A 14054-nucleotide genomic window follows, 5' to 3' on the forward strand; every position below is an offset into this window, starting at 1 on the left:
CAACAATGAATTATCACCCGGGATTAGCGTCGGGCGACTTCAACAGGAAGGCACTCGGTGTGACTTCCCGGTTGCAGGTATGGCGTCAGGATCGGTGCCATGCCCTTGAGCACTTGCACTGGCAACGCCGAGGTGAACTTGAAGGCCTCGGCCGTGCGCCCCGGCACGAAGGCGGTCAAGGTGCCGAAGTGGGTGTCGCCGATGTAGAACACAAAGGTGGCCGTACGGTTGATCGACTTCGAACTCAGGATCCGACCGCCCGAGCCGATCGCTTCAATGCGGTTGTCGCCGGTGCCGGTCTTGCCGCCCATGGCCAACGGCTTGCCATCGGGGGTGATGAAACTGCCGGCGACGCGCTTGGCCGTACCAGCGTCCACCACCTGGGACAAGGCTTCGCGCATGGCCTTGGCAACCTCGGACGGCATTACCCGTTTGCCAACGTCCGGGTCATTGATCAGTTTGGTCTCATAGGGCGTGTTCGCCGCGAAGTGCAGGCTGTCGATGCGCAACGTCGGCATGCGCACCCCGTCGTTGAGGATGGTGCCGATCAGCTCGGCCAGTGCGGCCGGTCGGTCACCGGAGCTGCCGATGGCGGTGGCCAGCGAAGGCACCAGGTGATCGAATGGATAGCCGACTTGCTGCCAGCGCTGGTGGATGTCGAGGAAGGCTTCGATCTCCAGGATGGTGCGGATGCGGTTGTCGCGTGCGCCCTTGTGCCGGCTCTTGAACAACCAGCTGTAGACTTCCTGGCGCTCGAACTGGCTGGCTTTGACGATGTCCTTGAAGGTGGCGTCCGGGTGGGTCAGCAGGTAGCCCATCAGCCACAGGTCCAGCGGGTGGACCTTGGCAATGAACCCCTGGTCGGGCAAGTCGTAGGTGCCGGGTCCATAAGCCAGGTACAGGCGTTCGAGGCGCTCGTCGGTGAGTTTTTCCTTGTCGATGCTGGATTTTTCGCCGGTGAGGTGCGAGCGCACAAAGGTGTTGAAGCTCTGCTGGCTGGCCTGCGGCAGCAGGTAGCGGTGCACGGCGGCCAGGCGGATCGGGGTCGGGCGCATGCTGTCGAGGAAGGTCTCGAGTCGCGCCTGGGTGTCCTTGTTCTTGTATTTCTTCCAGAACTTGAGCAGGAACGACGTGCCCTCGCGGTCGGCAAACGAGGCCAGGTATTCCTGACGCCGAGGGTCGCGGTCGTCCTTGAGCAATTCGGCCCGGTTGTTGGGGCCGGAATACGTGGTGTAGCGCACCAGGTCGCGCATCAGCCGAATGAACGGCAGGTTGATCGACTCGCGCAGGGCGTCGCGCAGGGTCGGGTTGCGACCATTGTCTTCCTTGCGGAAGTTATTGAACGTGTGCAAGCCGCCACCGGTGAAAAACGCTTCGCCGGGGCTGGCGGAATACTTACGATCCAGCGCGGCGCCGAGCATGGGTTGCAGGCTGTGGTCTTTGTTCTGGATCAAGTAATCGACCACCCAGCGGCTCAGGCGATCCTGTTCCGGTATCTCGACTTTCTTCAGGTCCGGAACGGACATCTCGCCGTATTTGTCATGCAACTCGGCAATGATCTGCAGGTAAGTGGTCAGCACGCGCATTTTCGCCGTGGAGCCCAGTTCCAGCTTGCTGCCTTCATTGATGTCGAACGGTTGATCGGTGCTGTCGGTTTGGACTCGCACCCGTGAGCCATCCGGTGTCAGCTCGAACAGCGTGAAGCTGTAGCGCACCTGGGCGGTGCTGGTGGGGGTCAGCAAGCGCTCGCCCATCAAGCCGACTTCAGCGGCATAGGCCGGGTCGGCCAGGCGTTTGAGGTAGGCGGTGGCCTGGGTTTGCAGCTCGCCTTGCAGGGTGCTGGTGGCAGAGAGGTCGAGCCGATCGAGATCGTACAACGGACGATTGAGCAACCCGGCCAGGCGGCTGCGGGCCACGCTGATGCCTTTGTTGGTTTCGATCGGTTGAATGGTCGGTTGGGTCGCCCAGTCGCGATACGTGACTTTGCTGGCCAGGGCCGCGGCGGCAAAGGGCGCATCGATCACGCCGTTTTGTGCCAGCAGGCGAATGTGGCTGTCGGTGAGCTCGGCCAGTTCATCGTGGCCTTTGGTCAAGTAATGGGACGGGCGGCGCTGGGCAATCATCAACGACAGCATCTCGCGCAGGGCCAGGCCTTTTTCCGCCAGGCTTTTCGGATCCGTGGCGTCGCTCGCCAGGGTTTCGTTGGCCTTGTTGAAATCGGCGCCATACCACACGCGCAAACCCTCGGCCATGCCATGGACTTCACCGTGGCCCGGTACCGCCGACAGCGGCACACTATTGAGGTAGTCGCGCACTATGTTCTGCCGGGCCTTGAGCGTTTGCGGACCATCTTGATAGGCGCGCACGGTGGCGGAAATCATCTGGCGAATTTTTTCCCCACCCGAGACGGTCAACCCATCGGGTGAATGCCGATACTTTTCCAGTTGCGTGGCCAGGGTGCTGCCACCTGCCGATTGACCGGGCAGGTGCAGCATCTTGGCGACCTGGGTATAGGCCGCCATGCCGAACCGCGGCCAGTCCACGGCCGGGTTGGCAAGAGGCTGGCGAGGGTCGAGCAAAAACCGGTTTTCGATGAACAGCAGGCTGTTGACCACCACCGGCGGGATCGCCTCGAAGCTGGAATAGAGCTGTTGCGGATACTTGTATTGGTACAAGGGGTTGGCGCGGCAATCGGTGATTGACAGCCCTGCCTGGATTTTCTCCGCATAGGGCACGAACAGGCCCTTGTCCGTGTAGTCCATCAAAGCCTTGGAAAACCGGGTCTGGGCAGAAATGACGTAGTCACGCTTGAGCAGCCGCGGGAGAAATTCGTCCAGCGAGCTATAACCCAGGCGCACGTCGAATGGACCCGCGCCAGGGTAGTGAATGGCGTCGCTGGGGCCGGGTTTGAGTTCATAGCTCAGGGTTTTGGCAAACTTGCTGACTTCCCTGGCTTGAAACCTCGAGGTGCGCATCTCCTTGGACGCTGCCAGACCCACGACAATCGCAATGATGACCAACAAAAGCCAAAACGCTTTCCAGCCGTGCTTGACGCGGCTGCGAGGGGGTTTTTCAGGTAATGGCGCTTCATCCACGGGTTCAGTCTGGACCACGGTTGTACTCGAATCGGTTTGCTGTAAAGCGCCCATAGTCGATTGATCCATTCACGCAGATTGATCGGACTTGTCTGAAGCTTAGTCGGTGGTTGGCGTTGGTGAAAAAATAGTGAAGCCCCAATCATCGTGGATCCACTTTCATCTCCACCATAAAAAATTTGTTTGTCACGTAAGTGATACATCACAGCCAACTGGCATCCCAAAGCGGGTAGTCGCCGAATTTTTCTACAAGTCCTGCACGCAATGGGTTGGCAACGATATAGCGTGCGAACGGCAAGAGATCTTCACCATCGCGGATAGCCCGATCGTGATAGCCGGTTTGCCAGAGTGGGCCACACCGACCAGTCATGTTGTTCACGGCTTGGGTGCTGCTGGCCTTGGTGGCGCCGATAACGCTCCCTAGATTGCCGTCGTGCAACTGCATCAGCCAATGAAAGTGATCGGGCATGACAACCCAGGCAATTGAGCTCACTGGCTCCGAGTGAATATTCTGATTGTCATGAAGGATTGGTGAGGTTGCCCCTGTGGCGAGGGGATTCATCGGAATGCCGCACCACCCCGCTCGGCTGCGCAGCAGTCGTAAATTCTGACAACTCAATCTATCTGAATGGGCGCAGGGGCCGCTTTGCGACCCAGCGGGGATAAATCCCCTCGCCACGGCTGTGCCAAATACCGCGCAATATTCGGCATCGTTTCAAAAGCGAAAAATCCTACAAGGATCAGATAATTCATCTCCGTGAATGGGGGTTTTGCCGAGATTTATTCCTGATTTTTGTTGTGTATAGAGTGAAAATCTCTACCATCAGCTTTTTATACTACTGCCCCCGCTGATCTCGCAGGTTTTCCTGCAAGACGGCCCTGCCCACGAAGCAGAGTCGGTCAAGGCAGGCGATGGCTTATCGGTCAACGCTTCGCCACTCGGTGGATATATCCAATAACAAGACGAGGTTGTACCCCATGCCCGTAGGCAATCACCTGCCCCACGGCGAGACCGCTCAGGGCGGCCCGCTCAAACGTGAACTCGGCGAACGGCATATTCGCTTGATGGCACTCGGTGCCTGTATCGGCGTCGGTCTGTTTCTGGGTTCGGCCAAGGCCATTGAAATGGCTGGCCCGGCCATCATGCTGTCCTACATCATCGGCGGCCTGGCCATCCTGGTGATCATGCGTGCGCTCGGCGAGATGGCCGTGCACAACCCGGTCGCCGGCTCGTTCAGCCGTTACGCCCAAGACTACCTCGGCCCATTGGCGGGCTTCCTGACCGGTTGGAACTACTGGTTCCTGTGGCTGGTGACCTGTGTCGCGGAAATCACTGCCGTGGCGGTGTACATGGGCGTCTGGTTCCCTGATGTGCCGCGCTGGATATGGGCGCTGGCGGCATTGGTCAGCATGGGTTCGATCAACCTGATCGCGGTGAAAGCCTTCGGTGAATTCGAGTTCTGGTTCGCCCTGATCAAGATCGTCACCATCATTGCGATGGTGTTCGGTGGTATCGGCATCATCGCATTCGGTTTCGGCAACGAGGGTGTGGCCCTGGGGATTTCCAATCTCTGGACCCACGGCGGCTTCATGCCAAACGGTGTGCAGGGCGTATTGATGTCCCTGCAAATGGTCATGTTCGCCTACCTCGGCGTGGAAATGATCGGCCTGACCGCCGGTGAAGCGAAGAATCCGCAGAAGACCATCCCCAGCGCCATCGGCTCGGTGTTCTGGCGGATCCTGCTGTTCTACGTCGGCGCGCTGTTCGTCATCCTGTCGATCTACCCGTGGAACGAAATCGGCACCCAGGGCAGCCCGTTCGTGATGACTTTCGAGCGTCTGGGCATCAAGACTGCCGCGGGCATCATCAACTTCGTGGTGATCACTGCCGCGCTGTCGTCCTGCAACGGCGGTATCTTCAGCACCGGGCGCATGCTCTACAGCCTGGCGCAGAATGGCCAGGCCCCGGCCGGCTTTGCCAAGACTTCCAGCAATGGCGTGCCGCGTCGGGCCTTGCTGCTGTCGATTGGCGCCCTGCTGCTGGGCGTGTTGCTCAACTACCTGGTGCCTGAGAAGGTGTTTGTCTGGGTGACGGCGATTGCCACCTTCGGCGCAATCTGGACCTGGGTGATGATCCTGCTGGCCCAGCTCAAGTTCCGCAAAGGCCTGAGCGCCAGCGAGCGTGCCGGCCTCAAATACCGCATGTGGTTGTTCCCGATCAGCTCGTACCTGGCGCTGGCGTTCCTGGTGCTGGTGGTCGGCCTGATGGCGTATTTCCCGGACACGCGCGTGGCGCTGTATGTGGGGCCTGCGTTCCTGGTGCTGCTGACAGTGTTGTTCTACATGTTCAAGCTGCAACCGACCAATATCGCGCAGGGTGCGGTGCGTCCGGTTTCGTAAATCGTAACGCCTGAAATGCAAAAGCCCCGATCGAATGATCGGGGCTTTTTTTATCCTGTAGGAGCCGGCTTGCCGGCGAAGGCGTCCTTGGGCATTGCGCCGCACTTTCGGGTGCCTTCTCTGGCAAGCCAGCTCCTACTAGGCGGCGACCGCTGAAGCCGGTCGATTCAAGCGCTTGTTGAACTCAAGCCACGCCCCCAGCAACGCCATCAACCCGGCCCCTACCAACGCGGTGAAGATTTGCATGGCGAAGGCATCGTCGGTCAGCGCGTTGAGCATGTCCGCCAGAGGCGCCAGCAACACGCCCAGGCAGAAAATCTCCAATGAAAAACGCCCCATGCGACAGCTCTGCTGCGCCAGCCAGTTTTGCGTCCAGCCGGTGTTGGGCAACAGCTTCGCGGTGACGTAGGCCAGCGCCAGGAAGTGCAGCAGACGCACCGGCGACAGGTTGGTCTTGCTGATCGGATACAGCAGATTGCCCAGGCTGGCGGGCATCAGGGCGTCGTGGATCTGCGGCCAGCGCCAGGCGATGGTCAGCACCGCGGCGATTACGCAATACACCGCCGCCATCATGAACAACGGCTGGCGCACCAGCGGCCGGATGTCGGGCACGCGAGGGCGTTGAGCATGCATCGCTGCCGCACCGCCTAGGACAAACAGCAGTTGCCAGGCCACGGGGTTGAAGTACCAGACGCCATCCTTGATCGCCGCCAGGTTCCAGCCGAACAACGGCACAGTCATGTACAGCGCAAAGGACACCGCCACCACCGGCCAGACCTTGCGTACCAATATCGGCAGCACCAGCGGCAAGCCCGCCAGCAGCACGATATACAGCGGCAGCGGGTCCATCAGGTTCGGCTTGAAACGCAGCAACAATTCATCGATCAGGGCCTGCTGAGGGTCGCTGATGAAATGATGCATGCCCATTTCTTCCACAAGGTCGCGGGTTTCCACGTGGCTGTTGGCGAAGAACACAATGCCCATCAGCATCGCCAGCAGGAAGATGTGCACCACATAGAGCACCCAGGCGCGGCGCAGGATTTTCACACAAGCGATCAAAAAGCCCTCGCGCGCCAGGACTTTGCCGTAGGCCAGTACGGCCGCGTAACCGGCGAGGAACACGAAGACTTCGGCGGCATCGCTGAAGCCGAAGTTGCGCAGCGTGATTTGACCCAATGGGTTGTGGGGCACGTGATCCCAGAAAATGAAGATCAGTGCCAGGCCGCGAAAAAAATCGATCCGATGATCGCGCGCTAGCGTCATGACGTCAGGCTCGTAGACAGGTATTGAACAAAGGATTAGCCGAAGGCGCAAAAAAGTTGCGCGCCGCATATTGGCGGCGCGCAGGGTGGACTGATTCGCCGGCAATTGCAAAGGCGGGGTATTTCGGAATGTCTCCTGCCCTGGTTGCTAGTCCCGACCGCTGGTCTGAAAGGTTGGTCGACCTGCGATTTCTGACAGTAGACAAGCTCAAATACCTGTGTGTTCAGCGTTCTGTCGCAGGAGCGTTACATGAGGCTTTCATGCAAAGGCTTGTCCAGCTATACGGTGATTGGCGTTGCGAATACGCTGATTCACTGGCAGATCTTTTTTCTCTTGAGCGTGGCTGCCGGCTTCACGCAAGCGGCCAGTAACCTGGCAGCCTTTTGCGTGGCGGCCTCGTTTTCCTTTTATATGAACGCGCTCTATACCTTTGACGCCAAGGCGTCGGTTGGCGGCTACCTGTCGTTCATGCTGGCGATGGGGGCACTCAGCTTCGGCGTCGGTCATGCCGGCGATGTCTGGCGCTTGCATGGCCTGCTGACCGTGGCGTTGTTTTCCGGCCTGAGCCTGGTGCTGGGTTTCCTGTTTTCCAAATACGTGGTGTTTCGTGAGCGTGATTCATGAAGGTTTCGCTTATCGTCCCGGTGTTCAACGAAGAACAGGCAATCAATCTGTTTTACGAGGCGGTACGACGCGAATTGAAACTCGACGGTGCCGAGGTCGAGATCGTGTTTATCAATGACGGCAGCACCGATGGCACTGCCGCACAGGCCGCGGCCCTGGCGCAGAGGGACGAACAGGTGATGCTGATCAATTTCTCGCGCAATTTCGGTAAAGAGCCGGCGCTGTTTGCCGGGCTGGAATATGCCAGCGGCGATGCGGTCATCCCGATGGACGTCGATCTGCAGGACCCTATCAGCGTCATCCCGCTGTTGATCGAGCAATGGCAACAAGGCGCGGACGTGGTTCTGGCCAAGCGCCGCGACCGCACCTCCGACAGTTACTTGAAGCGCCACAGCGCGGCGCTGTTCTATCACCTGTTGAATCGAATTTCCTACACCCGGATCGAAGAGAACGTCGGTGACTTCCGGCTCATGGACCGCAAGGTGGTGGACGTGATCCGCACCTTGCCCGAGCATCAATTGTTCATGAAAGGCGTCCTGTCCTGGGCCGGGTTCAACACGGTGGTGGTGGAATACGAGCGGGCCGAGCGCGTGGCAGGCAGCAGCAAGTTCAACGTCTGGAAATTGTGGAACCTGGCACTGGAGGGTGTGACGTCGTTCAGCACTGTGCCGCTGCGCCTGTGGACTTACGTCGGCGGCGGGATTTCGATTTTTGCGGTGCTTTACGCGGTGTACATGGTGCTGGACAAGATTTTCTTTGGGAACAGCGTGCCCGGTTACCCCTCGTTGATGACTGCCATCCTGTTTCTCGGCGGTGTGCAACTGATCGGCATCGGCATCCTCGGCGAATACGTTGGCCGGATCTACATAGAGGCCAAGCACCGGCCGCGTTATGTGGTGAAGGACATCGTCGGCGGCAAAGACAGGCGCAAACCCTAAATGGGCAGGTTCAGCGATTTCTTCATCAAGGAACTCACTCGACGCCAGGCCTGGCTGTTTTTTCTGTTCGCGACCTTCGTGTATGTCCTGCCGCTGATCCTCGCGGATTTTCCCTACATTGATGACAACTGGCGTTCGCTCTCGGCCGGTATGGCCTGGGCAAAGGAAGGGCGATTGTTCGCCGAGTTGTTCTACAAAGCGCTGACCTTCAGCAACGGCGCGCCGAACATCTTTCCCCTGCCGCTGTTGATCGCCACCCTGGCCATGTCCTGGGCACTGACCAGCCTGACCTTTCATCACTTCCGCCAGCCAACCATCAGTTGCTGCCTGGTGTTGTTACCGCTTTTTTATAATCCGTTCTTCCTGCAAAACCTGACCTATCAATACGACGGTCCGATCATGACCTTGAGCGTGGTGGCGGTGATCTACGCCATCACGTTTCATCACCCTTCACGCATTTTGCAATGGCTGGTGCCTTCCTTCCTGATCGCACTGGCGCTGGGCCTGTATCAAGTCAGCATCAATGTGTTTCTTGGCCTGTGCTGTCTGGAAGTACTCAGGGCGGTCAACGACCAAGTGGGCTGGGAGCGGTGGGGCGGCTTGATCGGCTGGAGGATTGCCCAACTGCTTCTCGGCTGGCTGATTTACGGCGTCAGTGCATTTCCCTTCATGGGACAGGGCCGCACGTTGTTGCTCAACGGGGCAGCGCAGCCTTTGCTGCAAATCCACATGAACATCGCGCGAGTGCTGGAGAAAGTCGTGCTGCTGTTCCATGGCGGATTTGCCTGGGTGTCTGCCGGATTGTTGCTGTGCGCCGTTGCCGGTGCTGTTTGCCTGGCATTGGAGATTATGAGGCGCAAGGACAGCGGATCGAAGAAGCTCCTGATCGGCCTGCTGTGTCTGCTGACCGTACCGGTCGTGGTGTTGCTGGTGTCCGGTGTCGCGCTGTTCTTTCGCGACTTCAACGAAGGCGCGAGGACCTTGATGGGGTTTGCGGTGTTGCTGGTGCTGCTGTTCTATTTGAGTCATCTGGCGCTGGCAATGCTTCATGAACGCCTGCCTCTGTTGTTGCTGGTGCCGCTGCTGGCCATGCTGTCGTTGTCGTTTGCCTATGGCCGGGTCCTGACGGTGCAAAAGGCCTTCGCCAGCAGTGCGCTGAACAGCCTTGAACGCGACATCGCCAGCCATCAACCCTTGCGTGACGCCAAGCGCATCTACATGTCGGTGACCTATTCCGATCACTGGCTGCTGGGAGCCGCGGGTTCGTTCAAGCAACTGCCGGTGCTGCATTATCTGCTGAACGTCGACTTCTACATGCTGGCTGAAAACCTGCCGAAAGTGGGCATCACCAACGTGGTCGCGGAGAAGGAGCGACGCAACGCGACACGGGTGGGTTATCTAGACTACACACCCGTGGTGGAAAGCCAGTTCTACCGGATTTACCTGATTGGCGATTACGGCTTCATCGTCATGAAGGAGCCGGCCCCGATCAAATCGCTGCGTTGGTGACGCGCAATGTCGAGGCCGAGAAGGTCAGGCCGCCGCCACCTCATTGGGCTCGAAACTGTCCGCCCGTGCCATCTGCCACATCCGCGAGTAGAACTCGCCATTGATTTCACCGGTCAGCAACTCTCCTGGTTTAAGGAACACGTGCAGCTGTGAAAACAACTTGATCTCGGTTGCCGACATGCGCCGTACCAAGTGCTTGGCTGACAGCTGCGATGGGTGTTCAAGGCCCGCGGCGGCAAGCATCTCAGCCAGGCCCTTGAGGGTGTTGCGATGGAAGTTGTAGACACGTTGGGCTTTGTCCGGCACCACCAGCGCGCGCTGGCGCAACGTATCCTGGGTGGCGACGCCGGTCGGGCATTTGTTGGTGTGGCAGCTTTGCGACTGGATGCAGCCGATGGCGAACATGAACCCGCGCGCCGAGTTGGCCCAGTCGGCGCCGATGGCCAGCACGCTGGCGATATCGAACGCGCTGACGATCTTGCCGCTGGCGCCGAGCTTGATTTTGTCCCGCAGGTTCAAGCCCACCAAGGTGTTGTGCACGAACAACAAACCTTCGCGCATCGGCACGCCGATGTGGTCGGTGAATTCCACGGGCGCGGCTCCGGTGCCACCTTCCTTGCCGTCGACGACGATGAAGTCCGGAAGAATGCCGGTCTCGAGCATGGCCTTGGCGATGCCCATGAACTCCCACGGATGCCCCAGGCAAAATTTGAAGCCCACCGGTTTACCGCCGGACAACTCGCGCAATTGCTGGATGAAATGCATCAGCTCTATCGGCGTGGAAAACGCGCTGTGGCGCGACGGCGAGATGCAGTCTTCGCCCATCAGAATGCCGCGGGTGTCGGCGATCTCCCGGGTGACCTTGTGCTTGGGCAGGATCCCGCCATGGCCCGGCTTGGCGCCTTGGCTCATCTTGATTTCGATCATCCGCACTTGAGGTGTTCGTGCTTGAGCGGCGAAGCGTTCCGGGTCGAAGCGCCCGTCGGCGGTGCGGCAACCGAAATATCCGCTGCCCAGCTCCCACGTCAGATCGCCGCCGTGTTCGCGGTGATAGGGGCTGATGCTGCCTTCGCCGGTGTCATGGGCGAAGTTGCCGAGCTTGGCGCCCTGGTTCAGCGCGCGAATGGCGTTGGCGCTGAGCGAGCCGAAGCTCATGGCCGAGATGTTGAACACCGACGCCGAATACGGCTGGGTGCACTGCGGGCCGCCGACGGTGACGCGGAAACCGCTGGGGTCGCTCAAGGGGGCGGGACGCATCGAGTGGCCGATGAATTCAAAGCCGGACTGGTACACGTCGATCAATGTACCGAACGGTTTGTCGGCGCTCTCATTCTTGGCCCGGGAATAGACCAGCGAGCGCTGGGCGCGGGAAAAGGGCAGGGCGTCGCTGTCGGATTCGAGCAGGTATTGTCGGATTTCCGGGCGAATCGCTTCGACCAGGTAACGGATGTTGCCCAGGATCGGGTAATTGCGGCGCACCGCGTGGGGGCTTTGCAGTAGGTCGAAAATGCCGATCAGGCTGAGGATGCCGGTGACGACAGTGATTGGCCAGAGCCAGTCGTGCTCCAGGAAGGGCAGGCTGGCGAGGGTGAAAATTACGCAGACGGCAAAGAAGGCGTAGCGGCTCAGGAGTGACAGGCTCATACGGTTTCCTTGGGTTCGGACTTAATGGTTTGCAAACCTGTGGCATGGGCTTTGGTGGCGAGGGGATTTATCCCCGTTGGGTGGCGAAGCCGCCCCAAAACCATTCATTGCGGTTTTAACTGAAATACCGCCTGCATTAGCTTTGTGATTGCTTCGTAGCTGATCGGGGATAAATCCCCTCGCCACTGGGAATCTATTCCATAGGAACGCATTTCAGTGCTATGTCAGGCGTTTTGGGCCTGGAGAAAAATCGAAAACAGCTCGGACTGGGACTTGATCCCCAGCTTGCTGTACATGTGTTTCCTATGGACTTTCACAGTCTCGATGGAGATTTCCAGTTTGCGGGCGATTTCCTTGCTGGAGCAGCCGCTGAGCATCAAGCGTCCGACATCCAGCTCCCTGGCGGTCAATTGTGCGCCCATGAGTTGTTGCACCGAAGCTTCCAGCTGCACGCGCCAGTCGCCTTGTACCGGCGCGGGGGCCGAGGCCGCCAGCACTTCGTTGGTCTCGTGGGGCAGACGCTGGCGCATCAACCCGAGTACCCATGGCTGGATCAGCGAAAGCAGGGCAATCTGCTGCGCACTGAAGCGTTGCTGGCTGCCCAGTGACAGGCACAAGGTACGATCGCCCTCCAATTGGCAATTAAACTGTATTTCGTCGGCCACGACATTCACACGAAAGTATCGTTGATAGTACTCGGTGAGTTCGAAATGCTCCGGCGCGACTTCCGACAGGCGATACAAAGCGCTGCGCGACTGCTCGCGGCACGCGATGTAGAACGGATCGAGCAGGTACAGGCCGCGCAGGTAATCCTGGAACAGCGGGTCGGGGCTGGCGTCAATGCCTGGGCATTCGGCGAACACCTGTGGGTGCTGATCGGCGCTGAACAGCAGGGCCACCCAGCTGTCGCAGGGCACGTATTGATCCAGCAAGCGCACCAACTGCGTCCAGAAATTGGGCTTGTCCAAGGCATCGATCAATTGCCCGACCGAGCGGTGCCAGGCGATGTCGTCCAACGCGAGTGTCATGCCTCTACCCCTATCGTGTTACCCCGGCGGCGTGATTTTCGACCGCGTGCTTGCTGCGCATACTGGCGCACACACAACGACCGGGCAATCTTTCCGGCGTTCAGAACAAGGACTCCCCATGAAAGTCGAACTCGCCCAATTGGCAGGCCGTGACAATGACACGGCTTACAACCTCGAACGAGCCCTGGCGGCGATCAACGCCTGCGCTGCCGATACGCAACTGATCATGTTCCCGGAAAGCCACCTGATGGGCTTCCCGTGCGCGGAGTCCGTGGCCGAGGTTGCCGAATCGCTGGAGGGTCCGACCGTCAGCGCGATCGTCGCCGCCGCCCGTGAACGCAACATTGCCGTGGTCATCGGCACCAGCGAGCGCGACAACGGCCGGTTCTACAACACTACGTTGCTGATTACCCCAGAGGGTATCGCACTCAAGTATCGCAAGACGCACCTGTGGCCGTCGGAGCGAGGCGTGTATGAAGCCGGTGATCGCTTCGCCACCTGCCTGTGGAACGGGGTGCGTGTTGGTTTGCTGATCTGCTACGACATCGAGTTCCCGGAAACCGCACGCGCCCTGGCGCAACTGGGTGCCGAATTGTTATTGGTGACCAATGGCAACATGGACCCCTACGGTCCGACTCACCGCACCGCGATCATGGCCCGAGCCCAGGAAAACCAGGCGTTTGCACTGATGGTCAACCGGGTGGAAGAGGGCGATGGCGGTGTGTTGTTTGCAGGCGGCAGTGCGTTGGTCGATCCCTTGGGCACGCTGTTGTTCGAGGCCGGGCGTGACGAGGGGCAGTTTGCGCTGGAGCTGGACCTGAAACGGTTGACGGCGGCACGTCAGGATTATCGCTACCTGGATGATCAGCGGCTGAAGTTGCCGGGGGAATTGGTCGAACATGCTTGTGGACTGCGGGAGCTGATGATTCCTGCGCGTTAACTGATCGTTCCCACGTTCTGCGTGGGAATGCATCAACGGACGCTCTGCGTTCGGCTTTTGATTTGGGACGCGGAGCGTCCCGGTCTGCATTCCCACGCGGAGCGTGGGAACGATCAAACCCGGAGCCTTTGATCATCGATGGCGGACATGTGATCCTTGCCGCTTTGAGTCAAAGGCCTCTTTTCATGTCGACGTTTCCCGCCCAACTTATCCACATTGCCGCCGCCCTGTTGATCGGCCCCGACGGCCGTACGCTGCTGGTGCGCAAGCGCGGCACCCAGGCATTCATGCAACCGGGCGGCAAGATCGAGGCCCATGAGCAGCCGGCCAGCGCGCTGGCCCGGGAGCTGGAAGAAGAGTTGGGGCTGGTCATCGATCCGACGCAAGCCACTTTCCTCGGACAGTTCTCGGCCCCTGCCGCCAATGAGCCAGGGTTTGTCGTACAGGCCGAACTGTTTCTGCTGACCATTGACACCGATGTGTCCCCGGCCGCCGAGATCGAAGAGGTGCTCTGGATTGATCCGGGTACCGACGGTGGTGTCGTTCTGGCGCCATTGACACGGGACCTGATCCTGCCGTTTTATCGAGCTACGCTGACCGCGACCGCCTGATC

At 59.4% G+C, this 14054-nt stretch carries 11 protein-coding genes; 6 read left to right on the top strand and 5 right to left on the bottom strand.

Annotated elements, in window-relative coordinates:
* Window positions 1-23: 23 nt before the first annotated feature.
* Together QLG10_RS06350 and QLG10_RS06355 are read right to left on the bottom strand one after the other, a co-directional pair.
* Window positions 24-3149: a transglycosylase domain-containing protein gene (locus QLG10_RS06350; protein WP_248677861.1), complete on the bottom strand. Its 3126-nt coding sequence runs from the start codon at window positions 3147-3149 to the stop codon at window positions 24-26.
* Between the two features lie 148 nt (window positions 3150-3297).
* A complete protein-coding gene (locus QLG10_RS06355; protein ID WP_282486213.1) occupies window positions 3298-3657 on the bottom strand; it encodes a transposase in 360 nt (119 codons plus the stop codon).
* 416 nt (window positions 3658-4073) lie between these two features.
* Here QLG10_RS06355 and QLG10_RS06360 point away from each other — a divergent pair, with 416 nt between their 5' ends.
* A complete protein-coding gene (locus QLG10_RS06360) occupies window positions 4074-5495 on the top strand; it encodes an amino acid permease (protein WP_110751711.1) in 1422 nt (473 codons plus the stop codon).
* A gap of 138 nt (window positions 5496-5633) precedes the next feature.
* On the opposite strand, the gene QLG10_RS06365 is transcribed toward QLG10_RS06360, so the two are convergent.
* Window positions 5634-6758, bottom strand: coding sequence for an OpgC domain-containing protein (locus QLG10_RS06365; protein ID WP_110751713.1), 1125 nt, complete (start codon window positions 6756-6758; stop codon window positions 5634-5636).
* Window positions 6759-7007: 249 nt separating this feature from the next.
* On the opposite strand from QLG10_RS06365, the gene QLG10_RS06370 reads away from it, so the two are divergent.
* The 3 genes from QLG10_RS06370 to QLG10_RS06380 are packed head-to-tail and all read left to right on the top strand — an operon-like array spanning window position 7008 to window position 9829.
* Complete coding sequence (locus QLG10_RS06370; RefSeq protein WP_020800893.1) at window positions 7008-7382, top strand: GtrA family protein; 375 nt, start codon at window positions 7008-7010, stop codon at window positions 7380-7382.
* Window positions 7379-8320, top strand: a complete 942-nt coding sequence (locus tag QLG10_RS06375; RefSeq protein WP_110751715.1) for a glycosyltransferase family 2 protein — start codon at window positions 7379-7381, stop codon at window positions 8318-8320. The genes QLG10_RS06370 and QLG10_RS06375 overlap by 4 nt, the downstream gene beginning before the upstream one ends.
* Entirely contained in the window at window positions 8321-9829 is a 1509-nt protein-coding gene (locus QLG10_RS06380) for a glucosyltransferase domain-containing protein (protein ID WP_282486221.1), read from the top strand.
* Window positions 9830-9853: 24 nt separating this feature from the next.
* Here QLG10_RS06380 and QLG10_RS06385 read toward each other — a convergent pair whose 3' ends face one another.
* Both QLG10_RS06385 and QLG10_RS06390 read right to left on the bottom strand, forming a co-directional pair.
* A complete protein-coding gene (locus QLG10_RS06385) occupies window positions 9854-11473 on the bottom strand; it encodes an FMN-binding glutamate synthase family protein (protein ID WP_188264119.1) in 1620 nt (539 codons plus the stop codon).
* Window positions 11474-11697: 224 nt separating this feature from the next.
* On the bottom strand, window positions 11698-12501 hold the full coding sequence (locus QLG10_RS06390) for a helix-turn-helix transcriptional regulator (RefSeq protein ID WP_110751721.1): 804 nt from the start codon (window positions 12499-12501) through the stop codon (window positions 11698-11700).
* A gap of 118 nt (window positions 12502-12619) precedes the next feature.
* Between QLG10_RS06390 and QLG10_RS06395 the strand changes: the two genes are divergently transcribed.
* Together QLG10_RS06395 and QLG10_RS06400 are read left to right on the top strand one after the other, a co-directional pair.
* A complete protein-coding gene (locus tag QLG10_RS06395) occupies window positions 12620-13441 on the top strand; it encodes a carbon-nitrogen hydrolase family protein (protein ID WP_282486226.1) in 822 nt (273 codons plus the stop codon).
* Between the two features lie 185 nt (window positions 13442-13626).
* On the top strand, window positions 13627-14052 hold the full coding sequence (locus QLG10_RS06400; RefSeq protein ID WP_110752711.1) for an NUDIX domain-containing protein: 426 nt from the start codon (window positions 13627-13629) through the stop codon (window positions 14050-14052).
* The last annotated feature ends 2 nt before the right edge of the window (window positions 14053-14054 follow it).

Origin of the sequence: Pseudomonas sp. V98_8 (assembly GCF_029967975.1) — a bacterium.
Lineage (GTDB): Bacteria > Pseudomonadota > Gammaproteobacteria > Pseudomonadales > Pseudomonadaceae > Aquipseudomonas > Aquipseudomonas umsongensis.

Bases quoted from the DNA above. Each gene is read 5' to 3' on its own strand.
- QLG10_RS06395 (WP_282486226.1), top strand. From the start codon at position 12,620: ATGAAAGTCGAACTCGCCCAATTGGCAGGCCGTGACAATGACACGGCT.
- QLG10_RS06375 (WP_110751715.1), top strand. From the start codon at position 7,379: ATGAAGGTTTCGCTTATCGTCCCGGTGTTCAACGAAGAACAGGCAATC.
- QLG10_RS06385 (WP_188264119.1), bottom strand. From the start codon at position 11,473: ATGAGCCTGTCACTCCTGAGCCGCTACGCCTTCTTTGCCGTCTGCGTA.
- QLG10_RS06350 (WP_248677861.1), bottom strand. From the start codon at position 3,149: ATGGGCGCTTTACAGCAAACCGATTCGAGTACAACCGTGGTCCAGACT.
- QLG10_RS06355 (WP_282486213.1), bottom strand. From the start codon at position 3,657: ATGAATCCCCTCGCCACAGGGGCAACCTCACCAATCCTTCATGACAAT.
- QLG10_RS06380 (WP_282486221.1), top strand. From the start codon at position 8,321: ATGGGCAGGTTCAGCGATTTCTTCATCAAGGAACTCACTCGACGCCAG.
- QLG10_RS06360 (WP_110751711.1), top strand. From the start codon at position 4,074: ATGCCCGTAGGCAATCACCTGCCCCACGGCGAGACCGCTCAGGGCGGC.
- QLG10_RS06400 (WP_110752711.1), top strand. From the start codon at position 13,627: ATGTCGACGTTTCCCGCCCAACTTATCCACATTGCCGCCGCCCTGTTG.
- QLG10_RS06390 (WP_110751721.1), bottom strand. From the start codon at position 12,501: ATGACACTCGCGTTGGACGACATCGCCTGGCACCGCTCGGTCGGGCAA.
- QLG10_RS06370 (WP_020800893.1), top strand. From the start codon at position 7,008: ATGAGGCTTTCATGCAAAGGCTTGTCCAGCTATACGGTGATTGGCGTT.
- QLG10_RS06365 (WP_110751713.1), bottom strand. From the start codon at position 6,758: ATGACGCTAGCGCGCGATCATCGGATCGATTTTTTTCGCGGCCTGGCA.